General features: G+C 59.6%; 13 protein-coding genes and 2 pseudogenes. 6 read left to right on the top strand and 9 right to left on the bottom strand.

Features of this window, described 5'->3' with window-relative positions; genetic code table 11:
- Nucleotides 1-255: 255 nt before the first annotated feature.
- Complete coding sequence (locus tag T3A99_RS13585; RefSeq protein ID WP_322834461.1) at nucleotides 256-1008, top strand: hypothetical protein; 753 nt, start codon at nucleotides 256-258, stop codon at nucleotides 1006-1008.
- A 29-nt stretch (nucleotides 1009-1037) separates the two neighbouring features.
- Nucleotides 1038-2729: a thiamine pyrophosphate-binding protein gene (locus T3A99_RS13580; protein ID WP_322834460.1), complete on the top strand. Its 1692-nt coding sequence runs from the start codon at nucleotides 1038-1040 to the stop codon at nucleotides 2727-2729.
- Here T3A99_RS13580 and T3A99_RS13575 read toward each other — a convergent pair.
- The 4 genes from T3A99_RS13575 to T3A99_RS13560 are packed head-to-tail and all read right to left on the bottom strand — an operon-like array spanning nucleotide 2712 to nucleotide 6276.
- The gene (locus tag T3A99_RS13575) at nucleotides 2712-3578 is read right to left on the bottom strand and encodes a sugar phosphate isomerase/epimerase family protein (RefSeq protein WP_173406814.1); all 867 of its coding nucleotides are present in this window, start codon (nucleotides 3576-3578) and stop codon (nucleotides 2712-2714) included. The genes T3A99_RS13580 and T3A99_RS13575 overlap by 18 nt on opposite strands.
- A 1-nt stretch (nucleotide 3579) precedes the next feature.
- Nucleotides 3580-4812, bottom strand: coding sequence for an NAD(P)/FAD-dependent oxidoreductase (locus T3A99_RS13570; RefSeq protein ID WP_322834459.1), 1233 nt, complete (start codon nucleotides 4810-4812; stop codon nucleotides 3580-3582).
- 18 nt (nucleotides 4813-4830) lie between these two features.
- Nucleotides 4831-5151, bottom strand: a complete 321-nt coding sequence (locus tag T3A99_RS13565) for a MocE family 2Fe-2S type ferredoxin (RefSeq protein ID WP_047229685.1) — start codon at nucleotides 5149-5151, stop codon at nucleotides 4831-4833.
- Between the two features lie 36 nt (nucleotides 5152-5187).
- Complete coding sequence (locus tag T3A99_RS13560; RefSeq protein ID WP_274090214.1) at nucleotides 5188-6276, bottom strand: fatty acid desaturase family protein; 1089 nt, start codon at nucleotides 6274-6276, stop codon at nucleotides 5188-5190.
- A 162-nt stretch (nucleotides 6277-6438) separates the two neighbouring features.
- On the opposite strand from T3A99_RS13560, the gene T3A99_RS13555 reads away from it, so the two are divergent.
- Nucleotides 6439-7482: a LacI family DNA-binding transcriptional regulator gene (locus T3A99_RS13555; protein ID WP_139049717.1), complete on the top strand. Its 1044-nt coding sequence runs from the start codon at nucleotides 6439-6441 to the stop codon at nucleotides 7480-7482.
- 81 nt (nucleotides 7483-7563) lie between these two features.
- On the opposite strand, the gene T3A99_RS13550 is transcribed toward T3A99_RS13555, so the two are convergent.
- Both T3A99_RS13550 and T3A99_RS13545 read right to left on the bottom strand, forming a co-directional pair.
- The gene (locus T3A99_RS13550) at nucleotides 7564-8340 is read right to left on the bottom strand and encodes an SDR family oxidoreductase (protein WP_274090215.1); all 777 of its coding nucleotides are present in this window, start codon (nucleotides 8338-8340) and stop codon (nucleotides 7564-7566) included.
- Entirely contained in the window at nucleotides 8334-8666 is a 333-nt protein-coding gene (locus T3A99_RS13545; RefSeq protein WP_076384089.1) for a nuclear transport factor 2 family protein, read from the bottom strand. The genes T3A99_RS13550 and T3A99_RS13545 overlap by 7 nt, the downstream gene beginning before the upstream one ends.
- Before the next feature lie 106 nt (nucleotides 8667-8772).
- Between T3A99_RS13545 and T3A99_RS13540 the strand changes: the two genes are divergently transcribed.
- A complete protein-coding gene (locus T3A99_RS13540; protein ID WP_274090216.1) occupies nucleotides 8773-9690 on the top strand; it encodes a LysR family transcriptional regulator in 918 nt (305 codons plus the stop codon).
- 23 nt (nucleotides 9691-9713) lie between these two features.
- Here the strand turns inward: T3A99_RS13540 and T3A99_RS13535 are convergent, their stop codons facing one another.
- A complete protein-coding gene (locus T3A99_RS13535) occupies nucleotides 9714-11108 on the bottom strand; it encodes an HD domain-containing phosphohydrolase (RefSeq protein ID WP_322834470.1) in 1395 nt (464 codons plus the stop codon).
- 88 nt (nucleotides 11109-11196) lie between these two features.
- Here T3A99_RS13535 and T3A99_RS13530 point away from each other — a divergent pair.
- Nucleotides 11197-11615 (top strand): annotated as a pseudogene (locus T3A99_RS13530) (alpha/beta fold hydrolase); the annotation flags it as partial.
- A pseudogene (locus tag T3A99_RS13525) lies at nucleotides 11606-11830 on the top strand (GMC oxidoreductase); the annotation flags it as partial. The pseudogenes T3A99_RS13530 and T3A99_RS13525, both read left to right, overlap by 10 nt.
- On the opposite strand, the gene T3A99_RS13520 reads toward T3A99_RS13525, so the two are convergent.
- Both T3A99_RS13520 and T3A99_RS13515 read right to left on the bottom strand, forming a co-directional pair.
- Nucleotides 11746-14700 carry a type III effector HrpK domain-containing protein gene (locus T3A99_RS13520; protein WP_274090218.1) on the bottom strand — a complete coding sequence of 985 codons (2955 nt, stop codon included), beginning with the start codon at nucleotides 14698-14700 and terminating at the stop codon, nucleotides 11746-11748. The pseudogene T3A99_RS13525 and the gene T3A99_RS13520 overlap by 85 nt on opposite strands.
- Nucleotides 14701-14915: 215 nt before the next feature.
- Nucleotides 14916-15962, bottom strand: coding sequence for an EscU/YscU/HrcU family type III secretion system export apparatus switch protein (locus T3A99_RS13515; RefSeq protein ID WP_047229692.1), 1047 nt, complete (start codon nucleotides 15960-15962; stop codon nucleotides 14916-14918).
- Nucleotides 15963-15972 lie beyond the last annotated feature (10 nt).

Genomic DNA, 15972 nt, shown 5'->3' with positions numbered 1-15972 from the left:
ATCCATGAACTAACATCGACCTGGTGCGTGAACCTGGGACGCCGGTGCACGTCTATCATGCGTTTCCTAACGACGCCTGGACCAAAGCCGACCAGCCCAACGCCTGACATGTTCCTGTCAGCCTCCGGTCACTCTGACGTCAGATCCTTGCCCCTAAAGTACCCCCAATGACTGCCCTACGGTGCCAGCGTTACAGGCACCAAGGACACATCGCTTTAGCTGGACCTCTTGCCATCCGCCGGAAGGAGAAACGCAATGAGCCATCCTGATGCGCACGCTAGTGCTCTTGATCCATTTACTTGGCAATCGACGCTCGACAGCAATCTGGACAGAAAAGGCCTGTTGCTCCGCCTGTTCGCCGAACAGCGATTCATGGCCGCGCAGGTGCGAACCTGCAAGCTGGATCACAGGGACTATCTGCTTTCGCTGATTGATCCGGCATCGACGGTGAACGATGGCACTCGGCACTCATCAAGCGTCGACGGCCATCGAATGCGGAGCGTTATAACCGAAGCGGCAAAGAAAGCTCATTGGGGCAAGCCCCCAAGACATGGTCGGGCGCAAGGCATCGCTGCCCACTATGACGCGCAGACCTGCATGGCGGTCGTTCTCGATATCGAAGTGAGCGACGAAGGCCGCTTGATCATTCATGACGCGGTCGTTGTCGCGGACTTGGGTTTCTTGAAAAATCCTGGTCGCGTGCGCTCGCAGCTCGAAGGCGCTTGCCTGATAGGGATAGCGTTCGTGACAGCCTGCGATTTTGAGCCGACCCTCGGAGATACCCGGCCTAAACCTGCCTATCGCACCCGTTGGCCACTCGTCTCATGGCTGCCAGGACAGATCGCGGTGCACCTGATCAATCCCACCGGGGCTCCCGAAGCCGGCCAGCCCAGCCAGACCAGTTACGCACCTGTCGCCCGGGCCTTGTGCAATGCGATTTTGAAGGCCACGGGTAACGGTTCGGTCCGGAGCCAGCTAACCGTCGCCACAGCAAACCAGCTAAATTAAAGCTTCCAGATCAGATGAGGTTCTGCGCCATGCCTTCAGGATCTAATGTTTTTTTCAACAGCCGCGGGCAACGCGGCGCGGACCTGTTCGTAGAAGTGCTTCGCAGCGAGGGGGTACGTTACGTCTTCGGCAATCCGGGGACAACCGAACTGCCTTTGCTCGACGCCCTCTCAGGCGCCTCAGACATCCAATACATCCTCGGACTCCAAGAGGCCTCAGTCGTAGCGATGGCCGACGGTTATGCGCAGGCATCCGGTCGCCCCGGCTTCGTCAACCTCCATACGGCCGGTGGACTCGGCAATGCAATGGGCGCAATTCTCAACGCGAAGATGGCGAATACGCCGCTTGTCGTCACGGCGGGCCAACAAGACACGCGACATGGCGTGACCGACCCGCTGCTCCACGGAGACCTCGTCGCTCTCGCCCGACCGAGCGTCAAATGGGCGGAAGAAATTCATCATCCCGAACACATCCCGATGCTGCTGCGTCGTGCGTTTCAGGACTGTCGCACAGGGCCGGCCGGTCCGGTTTTCCTTTCCCTGCCGATAAACGTGATGGAGCAACACACGGATGTAACGGCCGGCCCGCCATCGCGAATCGAGCGCGGTGCCGTGACCGGGGCGATTGAGGAATTGGCCGCTGCCTTAGCGGCAATTACCCCCGGTTGTCTGGCGATTATCGTTGGAGAGGAAGTGTTCCAGTCGAGCGCGGAAGTTGAAGCCGTGAAGCTCGCCGAAGCACTCGGCGCGCCGGTCTACGGGCCATCCTGGCCCGGGCATATTCCGTTTCCGACGGCTCATCCGCAGTGGCGGGGAACGCTGCCTGCGAAGGCTTCCGATATCAGAGAGACGTTCTCTGACTTCGACGCAGTCTTCCTGCTCGGCGGCCATTCGTTGATCAGCTATCAATATTCCCAGGGCCCCGCTATTCCCTCTCACTGTCGCCTTATCCAATTGACCGGCGATGGACACCAATTAGGCAGAGTCCACGAGACAGCGCTAGGGCTGATCGGAGATTTAAGACTCTCCTTGCAAACGCTGTTGCCGATACTGGACAAGAAATTGGTCCCACACAGCGAGGCAATCGCAACGCTGCGAAACGTCGCAGGCCAAGAACGCGATACACGTCGTGCCGACGTCGTCGCTCGCGTCAGTCGCGAATTCAACACGCCGGTGACAACGCCTTTCGTGGCTGCCCACGAGGCTATCCGGGCAATCGGGCCGGACGTCTGGATCGTCGACGAAGCACCTGCCACGATTCCTCATGTCCGTGCCTGCCTGGACTCCCCTTCGGCCCGCCAGTATCTTTTTACCCGCAGCGCCATCCTGGGCTGGGGCATGCCGGCGGCTGTCGGTACGTCGCTTGGCCTGGACCGCAGCCCGGTAGTCTGTCTGGTCGGTGATGGCTCGGCAATGTACTCACCGCAAGCACTCTGGACGGCGGCGCATGAACGGCTGCCGATCACGTTCGTTGTCATGAACAACGGCGAATACAATATTTTGAAGAGTTACGCTCGTAGCCAGGCGCACTATCTGAGTGCAAGCACTCACCGGTTCATCGGCATGGACCTCTGCGACCCGGCGATCGATTTCCTGGCCCTCGCCTCTTCCATGGGGATCCCTTCCCGCAGGATCGAGCGCGCCGGCGATATTGCAGGAGCTGTCGAAGAAGGTATTCGCTCAGGCTGCCCGAATCTCATTGAACTACCGATCATGCCCTGAAGGAATGGGCGCACCTTGTCCCTGCTGACACTCATCCCAAACACCCCGCATCAGGCCCTTCAGCAGCAGCGCCTCGTCCCAGCGATCCGTTATGTCGCGCCCATCATTCCCTGTGATCGCATAGGGTGGCGGGCCAAGTTCACAGGTGAAGGACAGGCTCGTGGGTGTGTTCGGTCGCGCCAGCCAATCCTTGATTCCGTAGCGCCACCAGCCCAGAAACCGGTCCAACCAGGGGCGATGCTGGGCAAAGGTCAAGGGCACCTGGACCTGCTCACTATTAGCGACTCGCCCGTGAAAGCCCCAACTGTGTCGTAGGATGGTGTGAATCTGTTCGTCGTCTTCGACCGCGGCCGGCTCAGGCAATTCGCGGCCCACAACGTAATGGGACAAGTCAGCCAACAACTTGAGGTCGGGCATCTGCGCGAGCAAGTCGAGGGTGAACAACAGGTCACTGGTGAGACGATAGCGGTGGGTTTCCAGCAGGATCGGAAAGTCCACCTGCTCGGCCAGACGCTGCCAGCCTTCGATCAGGGTGATCGCCTGTGCCAGCGTGCGCGGCCGGACGTCGGCTTGCAGCGTGAGGTGGTGGCAGCCGTAGCGGGAGGCCACCTCAAGCGCTTGCGCCAAGTCACTCACGGTGCGGGGAAACAGCTGACCTTCGATTTGCAGGCCTTGCGCCTTGGCAGCGGCATGCAGACGTTCGGCCTGTGGCGCGACCCAGAAATGGTCGGTGACCCCATCGAAGCCAGCAGCGGCAATCTTCTCCACCTGCGCCTCCAGGCAAAGATCGCATTGACCACGGTGATCTTGCATGGCCCACAGGGACTGAAATACCAGGAATTCACGCATGTCAGGGCCTTAGCAGATGTTTGAGCGAGACATCGGCGTCGGCCAATGCGTCCACAGAGAGTGGAGTCAGGTTGGCAATCAGCCGTTCACACAACTTGATGTCCTTGGCAACGCTGTTGCCCTGCCCCCAGCCGCAGGCGCCTTGCAAACGTTGCTCGGTGTCCAGGTAGAACAGCAGCAGACCACCGCCTGCCAAGGTGCGAACGGCCGAAGGTGGCGTCGGTGGGATCACGCCCACCGTCTGTAAGCCCCAGTCGTACTGATCAGACCAGAAGCCGGGAACCCCCTCGAACGGCAGCTCGCCGCCCAACAGATTCAATGCCGCGTGACGGCCCTGGGTCTCGGCATTGCGCCAGGTTTCCTGGCGCTGGAATAACGCGTCGGCGTGCAGGCGAAACTCACACACATCGCCGGCAGCAAAGATGTCTGGCGCGCTGGTGCGCAACTGGGCATCGACTCGAATCCCCTGGCCCACCTCAAGCCCCGCGGCCGCGGCCAATTCGATGTTGGGTTGCATGCCGATACCGACTACCACCCAGTCACAGGGCAACACCTGGCCATCCACCAGTTGCACCGCCTCAGCGCGTTCGATGCCTTGTACCCTTTCAAGCGCTACGTTCAGCCGCACGTCTACGCCCTGTTGCCGATGCAATTCCAACAAGGCCTGGGACACAGCTTCAGGCAATACTCGCCCGGCCAGTCGTGGCCCGGCTTCCAGCAACGTCACCTGACAGCCTAAGGTTCGGGCCGTTGCCGCGACCTCAAGGCCGATAAAGCCCCCGCCGATGATCACCAGGCGCATGCCGGGGATCAATGCGCTGCGCAGGGCCAGGGCTTCGTCATGGGTGCGCAGGTAAAGCACGTTGGCCAGTGGTTCAGGCACCAGGGACAAGCGACGCGCTCTGCCCCCGGTCGCCAACAGTAATCGGCTGTAGGGCAACCAACATCCGTCGGTCAATTGCAGGCGGTGGTGCTGCGGATCCAGGCTTTTTACCGGGTTGCCCGCCAGGTGTTCGATGTTCAGTTCAGTGAGCCGGCTATCCCTCCACAGGCGGCAATCGTCCAGGTCCATCGTGCCCTGCAGCAAGCCCTTGGACAGCGGAGGACGCTCATACGGCAAATGGAGTTCATCGCCGATCAGGATCAGCCGACCGGTATAACCCTGCTCGCGCAAGGTCAGCGCCGCGCGGCCACCGGCATGGCCGGCGCCGACGATAATCAGTGGAGCATTCATGGCGTGCACTCCTGGCGGTCAAGCCGAAATGGCGAGCAGAACCCGCCCCGCGTCGACCCGTACCGGAAAGGTCTTGAGGTTGACGCACACTGGCGCCCCCAAGGCTTTGCCGGTGCGATAGTCAAAGCGCCCGTTGTGCTTGGGGCACTCGATGACGTGGTCCATCACCAGGCCGTCAGCCAGGTGGATCGACTCGTGAGTACACAGGCCAGCAGTGGCAAAAAACTCGTTATCAGCAGAGCGGTAGATGGCATAGGTATGCGGACCGTGGTCGAAGCGAATGACATCTTCTTCATTGATTTCGCCCACGGCGCATACATCGATCCATTGATCGTTCATGGCGTTTTCTCTTGTTCGGGGTACAGCCGGAAGGTGTCAGCCCAGGGTGGCTTCAGCCTTTGGATGAGCTTCGGTGGCAGGCCTTGAGCTACCGACGGGGCGGCGCACGAAATACGTCGGGTCCTTGCGCTGCTTCAAGAGGGTCGGAATGATTTCCTTGAAGGCCTCACCTATGTTGGCGTAAGGCGGCGGGCAGTCGTGGCGGATCTCTTCATGGAGTTGCGCCAGGGCGTGGTACGGCACCATCGGGTACATGTGGTGCTCAAGGTGATAATTCATGTTCATGTACAGAAAACGCAGTACCCGGTTCATATAGATGGTGCGGCAGTTGCTGCGGTGGTCCAGCACGTCTTCCGCCAGGCCTACATGTTGGGTGAGGCCAAACAGGTAGGACAACCAGCCGCCATACAGGATGGGCAGGCCGATATACATCAGCGGCAACCAGCTGTGCAGGTAAAGCGCCGCGCCAAAGATAACGGCGTAAATCACGAGCCAGATACGGGCCGCCAGGAACACCTTGGGCCATTCGGACTCAGGGATGAACGTCTGTTCCTGGGCATCCATTTTGCCAACCGCGTGCCGGCACACGCCCCCCATCGTCTTCAGCAGCAACGGGATCTGGAACAGGCTCAGCAGCATCATGAACAAGCTCGGTGGACGCGGTTCGACGATTTCCGGATCGCGGCCGACGACGATGGTGTCGGTATGGTGCCGGGCATGGCTCCAGCGCCACACATGGGGCTCGAACATGCACATGAAGCTCGCCACCTGGTAGAGCGCATCATTCATCCAGCGAGTCTTGAAAGCTGTGCCGTGGCCGGTTTCATGCCAGCGCGGGTTGGAGGCGGTGGCGTACAGAACGCCATACGCAAGAAAAAACGGCACACAAGCCCAAGTGCCCCAGAACCAGTAGCCGCCGAAGCCGGTGATCAGCAGGGCCAGCAGCCAGATGGCGGTGTCGAGCAAGGCCGGACCGTCGCGGCGCTGCATCAGTTGCTTCATGCGTTGACGGGAGATGGGCGACTGGTACCAACTGGCCGATACAAGGCCTTTTTCAGCCGCGCGTGCGGCTTCAGGGCCGGTCAGGCGATAGTCCCGAGTAGAGGCGGTGTTGTCTTGAGACATTGTTATTGTTCTCCGCAAGCGTGAGATGTCAGGTGCTTTGCGTAAGAAAATATAGAGAGCGTGGAAGACCCCCTCAAGGGCTTGAATACATTCCCTATCAAGCTATCATCCAGCTCCTGCGGGGCTTGATAGTTTTCTATCAAGACGCTTTGAAGGTTCATCATGAATAACAATAAACGCCCCACCATCGCCACGGTCGCCGAACACGCAGGCTTAAGTGTCGCCACCGTCGACCGCGTGCTCAACGCTCGCGCCCCGGTTAATCCAGCCACTGCCGAACAGGTGCTTCAGGCCGCCGAAGCCGTGGGTTATTTTGCCGCGCGGCTGATCGGCCAACGCATTCTCGAACGTCGCCCCACGTACCGTTTCGGCATCCTGCTGCTGGGCACCGCCCAGGCGTTCTACGCCAACCTGGCCCAAGCCATCACCGAGGCCGCGCAGCGCCAGGCCGGAGCCAACCTGACCTGCCAATTCGAATACGTTTTTGATCGCACCCCCAGCGCCATCATTGCCCAGATCGAACAGTTGGCAGTGCAATGCGACGGCCTGGCGGTGGTCAGCTTCGCCCACCCGCTGATCAACGCCGCCCTTGCCCAGATTCGCGGGGCCGGAGTGCCCGTGGTGGCACTGCTGTCGGGCATTCATGAGGCGGCGACCGAGCCCTATGTCGGCCAGGACAATCAAGTAGTCGGGCGCACGATGGGGTGGCTGCTGGCCCGCACCTGTGGTGCGCGCAAAGGCAGCATCGGCATTCTGCTCGGTGGCCATCGCTTTCTTGGCCACCAGGAGCGGGTCGAAGGCTTGCACAGTTACTTGGCCGAACACGCACCTGGGTTGCGCCCGCTGGAGCCGCTGATCAATCTGGATAACTGCGACATCACCGAGGAAGCAACCCTCGACCTGCTGGTTCGGCATAGCGATTTGCGCGGGTTATGCGTGGTAGGCGGCGGTGGCGACGGGATCATCAACGCGTTGGCGCAACTGCCCAAGCGCCCGACGCTGTGCTGTATTTTGCAGGAGTCCACCGAGCTGTCACGCCAAGCCCTGGCTCAGGGTTTGGTCGACGTGGTGATCGACTCTCAGCCGCGCCAGACCGCAACGGCGCTGGTGAATCTGTTGGTGGAATTGCAGACTGCGCAGCAGTTCGATCCTGTGCGTCACCGGGTGCATATTCCGCTGCAGATTGTGACATCGGAAAATACCTAAAGCTGATGGGCTGGCGGTACAACCTGCTCGGTCTTTGATGGCACGGCCTTCCTGCTTATGCCTGTCGGATCTACCTCCGGGCTAAACCGTTGGTACTGTTCCGCCGTCGATCACAAACTCACTTCCCGTGATAGATGCCGCTCGCGGCGAAGCCAGGAAACCGATCAGGTCAGCAACTTCGCAAGGCGTCGATGGGCGGCCGAGCGGGATACCCCCAAGTGCTTTCATGATGATCTCTTTGCCACCTTGGTAGTCAGTACCTGCCTCCTGCGCGAGTCGCTCGGCCAATGCGACCGACGCTTCGGTTTCAACCCAGCCCGGCGAAACCCGAACCACGCGGACGCCTCTGGGCGAAACCTCTTTCGATAAACTTTTGCTGTACGTCGAAAGCGCGGCCTTGGCCGCCGCGTAAGCTGTTGTAGCCTCCGGCAGTGGCAGCCGACTCTGGATGGAGGTGACGTGGATGACGACCCCTTCCCTGCGCACCAGCATACCCGGGAGCAAGGCGCGATCGAGGCGCACCGCCGGCAACAGGTTCAGGTTGAGCTCTCGTTGCCACTGTTCCTCGTCCAGCGCAGCAAAACCGCCGCCGGGTGCCGACGAACCACCCAGGACGTGGATCATGATGTCCACGCCACCCAGCCACTGTTGGATCGCGGCGATCAGTACATCACAACCTTCCCGGGTCGAAAGATCAGCCGCAATCAGAAGAGCGCCCGGCATTTCCACGTCCACCTGCCTGGCCGAGGTAATGACCTTCGCACCCTCGGCCAGTAACAACTCGACGACAGCCTTGCCGATGCCTTTGGTGCCACCGGTGACGAGGACCCGCTTGCCAGTCAAACCTAAATTCAGCATGGCGTGATCTCCAGGGAACGGATTAGACCGTCTTCCAGTGTGAAGAGGTAACTCAGTTGAACCGGGCTACCGGGGAAATTCCCAACAAGGCGCGCAATGACAGTCAGCTCGCCCTGCCCTTGCAGGGCTTGCAGTGGTTGGACCTGATAGATGAAGGCTCTGCGTGCCTCCTGTTGCCAGGCTTCGATGGCAGCCGTTCCTTCGTACGTTTTTCTTTCATCGCAAACCGTGGCGTCAGAGCGGAAGCAGCTCGCAAGTTGCGCTGTATCGCCACCATTGCTGATTGCAAAGTACGTCTGCACGACGTCGGGAAGCTGAAGGGTCATTTGCCGATCTCCTGGATGAATGTCCTGGAGCAATCTTGCTGCCTGACGGATAGTTTGTTCAACTGGGACAAACCTTTATGACCAATCCCGAAATTCAGGACAATCCATGCCACACGATCGTTTAGGCCTCAGTGAGCTGGACGCTGTTATAGCGGTCGCACGCAGGGGCTCGTTTCGGCAAGCCGCTATCGATCTCGACGTCTCCACCACCGCGCTGAGCAACACCATCGCGCAACTGGAAACCCGCCTCGAATCGCGGCTGTTCAATCGCACGACCCGTAGCGTGTCCATCACCGAAGCCGGCAGGATATTTCTGGAGCAGGTGGGGCCAGCCTTGCAGGATCTGCGTGCTGCACTCGATGCAGTGCGATCGCATAACGCCGGGCCCTCAGGCACGCTGCGTATCAATGCGTTCGCCAGCGCTGCCCGATCGGCGCTCCTGCCACTGGTGATGGAGTTCTTGCAGCATCATCCGCAAGTACACATCGACCTCGTCACCGAAGGCCGTCTGGTGGATATCGTGGCTGACGGCTTCGATTTCGGCGTGCGCTCAGCAAGCCTCGTTCCGAACGACGTGATTGTCGTCCCGCTCGGCCCTCCGCAACGGTACGCGGTGGTCGGTTCGCCGGCGTACTTCGAAAAACACGGTAAACCGCGAACGCCATCCGAGCTGCTCCAGCATCGCTGCATCCGCGTTCGACTACCGAATGGAGCGATTTTCCCGTGGCATTTCGAGCGGGACGGGGAAGTGACTCGCCTCGATGTGAACGGGCCGCTTACGCTGGATGAATCCAGCGTGGTCAAGGTGGCGGTGCAGGAAGGCATGGGGCTCGGTTTTTTCATGGAGCAGGACGTTCACAACGAAATCCGCACCGGACAGTTCGTGCGGACTCTCGAAGACTGGACACCGCCCAGAGACAAGCTGTGCCTGTACTACCCGAACCGCCGCAACCCCAGCGCGGCAGCCAAGGCATTCATCGACCTGGCACGCGCCAGTCAAGCCAAACTGGACGGGCTCGCCTGATTCAGGCTTGACCTTGACCTGGCTCAGGCAATCAACCCCAGTGTCAGCCCCTTCAAGGTAGCGGCTGCCCGGGTCGAGCATTCCAGTTTGCGAAAGATGCTTTCCATATGCGTGCGAACCGTGCTCGGACTGATGTCCAGCAGGATGCGGCACTCGCGAGACGTGAGTAACGAAGCCTTCGGTTGCCGCATCCGCCGCTCGCCACCTGCGGCGGCAATGACTGCTTCGCAAACATCGTTGTCGAACAAGCCATTGCCAGCATCCTGTTTGAGCAGCCTGGCTGCATCCGCTTCGCCGTAAGCCGATCGCCATGGCCTGGCTTCCCTTAGCGCGACCCAGGCTACCGATGTGGCGAACAGGCGATGCTCGGCACTCAGCGCATCACCCGCCACGCCTCGAAAATAGCCACTGCCGTTGAGCCGTTCATAGGCATGGGCTGCAATCTCTGCGGGCACAGCCAGTTCAGTGATAGGTCTAAGCGCCTGTTGCGTCCAGTAAGGGACAAGGCGCACCCGCTCCGCAGCGCTGTATGGCAGCGTTCCTGCGGTATTCCACAGGTGGTTCGAAACGGCTGCCCGGCCGAGACCGTAGATGAGTGCGGACTTGCCAATGTCTGTCAAAGTCGGTTCACGCAGCCCCCACAGGCGTGCAGCTTCCACGGCGACATGCGCGACCTGCCGCGAATGCCCTGCCAACCACGGCAGCTTCAAGTCGATTATGTCTCCCACCAACGTCAGTGAGACGCAACGCTGCTCATGCCCGTGGTCAACGGTTTTCCACAGCGTTTCCAGATCCGCCAGCCAGTCCTTTGCGTTGTCCAGAAGCAACGATACCAGCGACGCTGGATAGCGCCGATCCGACTGTTCTCTGATCCAGCGTAACGCCGCATCCAGGCCGTGTGCACGACTGAGAATATCCAGATCGCCTGCAAGTACTACCTGATAGGCGACCTCCGGAATGTGCTCATGGGTCAGACCCAGCGGCCGGCCAGTGCCGTCGTAGGTTTCGAACACGCGACGCAGGCCCGCCTCGACGGCGGCACCGAGCTGGAGGGTTTTGGCGATGGCTCCAGACACCTCACAGTGCACAACGGCAAGCGGGGTTGCCTGATGCACCGCGTTCATTTGCTCATTGCCCAGCGTCAAATCGAGCATCGCGCGGCGGCCATCGACGTCGTCGCCCAGCAGATCCGCAAAGCCTTCGGCATTGGCGGTGCAACCGGACCAGCGCAGCAAGGCAACCTGTTCCGCTACCCTCAGGTGCTCACCGTCGCCGTGCTGGGCCTGCGCAAGCATCCGCGCCAGTGCGGCAACGCGCCGGGAATGACCGAGAGGTTGTCCCATGCTGAGGTCACCGACCTGGGCGATCGTCGCCAGTGCCCCACCCAGGGAGATGTCCAGTTGCAACTCACTATCCATGAAAAATGTCCCGGGGTCGGCTAATTGACCGATGCCCACATCGCAGGCCGGTCAGCGGAATTTGAACTCCCGAACAGGAGCTCATCCAATGAAAACAATCAAATCGAAAATCGCTACCGTCGCTTTTGCCCTGGCCGGTACCTTCACCGCAAGCGCCAGTCACGCGCAGGATACAACGCCCTCCGTGGTGATCGTACACGGCACGTTCGCCGACGGCTCCGATTGGGCCAAAGCGGTGCCACTGCTCCAAGCCCAAGGGGGTGGCCGTTACGGTTGTGCAAAACCCGCTCACCTCGCTTGCCGACGATGTTGCCGCGACGCGCCGCGCCTTGAACAACCAGCAGGAAGGTGGTTCTAGTCGGGCACTCTTGGGGTGGCACCGTGATTACCGAGGCCGGTAGCGATCCGAAGGTCAGCGCGCTGGTGTATGTCGCCGCCTTCGCGCCAGAGACCGGGCAAACCAGCGGCGAACAAGGTAAAGGCGCGCCCACGCCCCCTGGCACCAGTCCTGCTCCGCGAAAATGGGCCGAGACACGATATCGGTGGTCGACCATCAACTGCGCGTATATGGCATCGATAAACTGCGCATCGCTGATGCCTCGATCATGCCGCGAATTACCGCAAGCCAGCACAGCCCTCAATCGGTTTGCGGCCAGTCCTCGTCGGGAACGTCACTGAAATCACCGCCCTCCACGCCATCGATTTCGTACTGTGTCAGATAGTCGCCAAGCAGGTCGCCGAAGTGGTCTTGCTGAGTCTGCCGTTTGCCCTCCGCAATAAGGCCCGGAAGCAACAGGGCAACCGCGCCGACGCCTGCCGCCACGGTGCCTAGGACTCCAGCCAGCGGGGCCATCGCCGCCCTGACTGCCAGATGGCCAAAAAGGCCTGCGCCGCCCTCAATCGCTGATGCCAGGCCTGACAATGACGCCAGTGCGCCTGAAGTGATGCTGATACCACCACTGACGGGGTCGCCCTTGCGAATCGACTGAACGCCATCAAAGATTCCGTACGCACCCGCAACCATGCCGGCCAAACCGCCGATACCCTTGGCACCGCTTTCAAACTTGTCGGCAGTGCCAGTGAGAGATTTTATGGGGTCGTCGAAAAAGGCTCTGATTTTCGGATCAAGATCAATGTTTCCTTTGTTTTTCAGGTAGCTTTTCAGGTTCTTGGCACCACCCTCGGTGAGCAGGGTCGTCGTCATGACCGATCCGGTGGTGATGTCTATGATGTTTCGTTCGGTCAGGTTTGCGCCATTCTGAGCGCCTTTGGCGATCGTCACGCCAGCCATGAAGATGCCGCTAACGCCATGCAGTCCCCCTTTGTCAGACAAGTTCTTGAGGTCGGGGTTGAGCCAGGACGACTTCAATTCCGCAAGCGACTTTGTGCCTTGGCGCAGGATGTCCCAATTCGAACGGACACCCGCGACGATCTGATCGGCCGTTGCGACGGTGCCATCCGGATTGGTCACGAGTTCTGGATTGGACTGGATAAGCGTCTCGGCCATCGTCCTGACTTTTGCCTCGTCAAGCTCGTCACCGCCATTGATACCCAGGGCTTGCTTGACATCCTCGAAAGTGCCGTCTTTCATGGCGTTGTCGCGCCCGATCCGGCTGAAATTGTCGTTCAACTGCGGGTCTAAACCTGCGGTGACGCTGGGATCCAGCGCCGCGTTGTAGAGCGCGACCTCCGCGGAGAAGGTGCCGACCGCTTCTTCGAAGGTGCCCGTTTTCATCAGTTCTTCCAGTCGCGTCCCGGAAACAAGCGACTGCTCGTAATGATCCTGGAACGCCTGGGCATGCTGAGAGGCAGCGAGCCCCTTCTGAATTTCTGCCCGATCATTGATGCCGAGCGCTTCCTGATAAAGCGTTGCCGTCGAGAAGTATTCGGCCAGCACCGCCTGTTGGTCGGTGCTGCCGTCTTTCGTATGCTTTTCCCATAGCGCATCAAGAGCTGCACCGGACTTGATGTCATCGTAGTTTTTTTGCACCGAGTCCTTTAACCCAGGAACTGCCTCAAATAGATTGGTCATCTGCGTCGAGGTGGTTTCATTAAGAAATTTGACCACCTCGGGATCACTTTGTAGCTGCTCAATGTGGCTGTTGACATCGGCAAGCAGCTTGTTGGGATCTGGATGGCTGCGCACAGCGTTGGCGATGGACACCTTACCGTAGTCATCACTCCACAGACCGGCAGCCGCACCGTCGATGATCAACTGTCGCGCCTTGAGCAGATCCTGTAACACCGCAGCCCGCTGTTCGGCGGAATAGTTGCCAGGGTTTTCAAAGACGTCCTTGCCCAGGTCACCGGTATCAATGCCGGAGACCCCACTGGCATTCGCTACCTGGTTGATGAACAGCAGAGCGTCTCCAGCGGTTTTGGGGCTGGAGGCCTTCAACCAATTCTGGATGTCGCGCTTGTCGAGCGCGCCATCGGGTTTGCTCTCCAATGGTTTCCCACTGGTTTCAAGCGTTTCGAACGCCCCCGTCTGCGACCAAAAAGTCAGGGCTTGCTTCAAGTCATCGCTGATGTTCGGGTTTTCATCCAGGTACTTCTGCAAGGACTCACGCGTCAGGTATTTACCGGTCTCCGTCCGATCGCTGATCTCGTCGAAGTTCTCCAGCAGCAGCGCCGAATGCTTCGCAAGTTCCAGGGAGGTCGCGTCAGCATTCGGGGAGGCTTTCAGAAAGTCGTTATAGGCGCCGATGTCTTCGGCTTTGACAGCAACAGGTCGTAGCCATGCATTCAGGTCGTTGCTGCTGATTTTGCCGTCAGCCTTGTTGTTGTGTGCCTTGGTATCAAGCAGGTCAAAAAATCCTTTGTTATCGAGCAGGAACTGCGCCGCCTCGCGATCTTCTGCGCTTCGATTTTCATCGGCAGCGTACTTCCTCAAATCCTTGTCACTGACAATGCTGTCGGAGGCGTTCCAGTCGTCCCATCGATCACGGATCGTGTCGATGATCTCGCTGTTCTGCTCGTAAAACTTGCTCTGGTAGCCTTCCTGTTTCCAGACCACCTGGTTGTAGAGGTCGGGCGTCACGTCCTTCGAGACATGGATCTTTTCGCCATTGATCGTCAGGCGGATAAAACCAGTGTGTTCATCCGGGGGCAAAATTTCTGCGCTCGCCAGTGTTTCTGCTGATAGAAGTGCGCCATCTGCGCGCAACAAAAAGCCTTCGTCGTTACCTTTTTGCAACGCATCAACCTTGGCGAAGTAATCAGGCGTCGCCTCTTTGCTGATGGTGAATTCATTGCCCCCTTTGTCTCGCGCGGAGTACGCCGTCACCTCACCATCCACCCACCACCCCATGAAAATCTCGAGATCCTGGAGCGGTACGGTTTCGTCGTTGCGTAACGTACGTCCATCTGACTGCTTCAGCGTTTCTGCGATGGCGCCGCCCGCTTCTCGCAACGCCAAGAGCACGCTCTCAGGCAGGGACGGCAAAACTTCTTTGTCTGCCGCACCGCGTGGGTCAGGCTTTTTATCGCTGATTTGCATACGGGCCGCGCCAAGCATTTTCTCAAAGCGCTGACCCGCTTCAAAATCAGGGGATTGGCTATCTGTGGGGCGGGCATTGCTGTCGATTCGCAAGGGGACGTCCTCCTGACAATGGCGCCGATAGCGCTAGAGGAATCAACTTTGACCATTGAACATTGCAGGGGAATGACTCGGCTCGAATCGCAACCTTAAACGCGCAAAAGACCCGATGGATCGGGAGAGCAGTTGGACGACCAAACGTCATGCCGGTTTACAGGGACTTTCAAACTCGCTCCGTCCATTTGTGAGGCACTCACCAGCAGGTACGCTCAAATCAACCGAGCGGCCACCAGGATATCCGCCACTGCCTGGAAGGTGTTATCCGGCACAGGGTCCCCCGGCACTGCCCGTCGGGCGATGTCCTTGGCCAGGACGGTATCGAGGCTATGGGCAATCCCCAGGCCCCGGGCCTGCGCAAGCAACTGCGCCGCGTCCTCGAGCTCGGCCTTGCACACCACCACCGGTACCGGAGTTTCGCCGCGTACATAACGTATACCCACCACCCAACCAGGGTCGGAGCCGACCATCAACGATGCACGCCCCACGCCCAGCTTGGTGGCCAGGGCTTGCATTTCCCGACGTTGACGCTGGCGTTCCTGTTTGATCACCGGATCGCCGTCACTGTCCTTGCGCTCACGCTTCTGTTCGCTGCGGGTCATTTTCATGTCACGGCCGAACAGCCAGCGCTGCATCATCACGTCTGCCGCCCCGACCAGCAGAAAGGCAGCCAGCACGGTGAACACCAGAGGCTTGAGTACCAGGTAGAAAGTTGATTCGATGCAGCCGGCGCCGCAGCGCGACGACTCCATCAGCGCCTGCAACGCCCCACGCCCGATCACGTAGAACGCCAGCCCCAGCAGTACGACCTTGATCACGCCCTTGAGGAATTCAACGAAACTGCGCATCGAAAAAATGCGCTTGAAGCCATCGATCGGATTGATACGTTTGATGTCCGGTTTGAGGGGTTCGACCGAGAACACCACGCCGCGCATGCTGATGATGTTGGTCAGGATCACCGCCCCCACCGTCACGGCCACCACCGGCAGGGTGAGGTTGATGAGCAACTGCCCGGCGATGTCCAGCACCCGTGGCCAGACGGTGTGAAAAGGTTCGATGTAGATCAGCGCGATCAGGTCCAGCAACGCGGTGATCTGTGCCTGGGCCTTGGGCACCATGATCGAGATACAGAGCGTGCAAAACAGGATGACCATGCCGGAGACCAGGTCCTGACTCTTGGACACCTGGCCTTTCTTGCGCGCCTCGCTGAGCTTCTTGCTGGTGGCCGGCTGTGATTTCTCTTCGCTGCTATCGCTCATGGACGCTTCG

Origin of the sequence: Pseudomonas sp. N-137 (assembly GCF_034555295.1) — a bacterium.
In the GTDB taxonomy this organism is placed as follows: domain Bacteria; phylum Pseudomonadota; class Gammaproteobacteria; order Pseudomonadales; family Pseudomonadaceae; genus Aquipseudomonas; species Aquipseudomonas rhizophila.
This window is presented reverse-complemented; position numbering and strand designations above follow the sequence as displayed.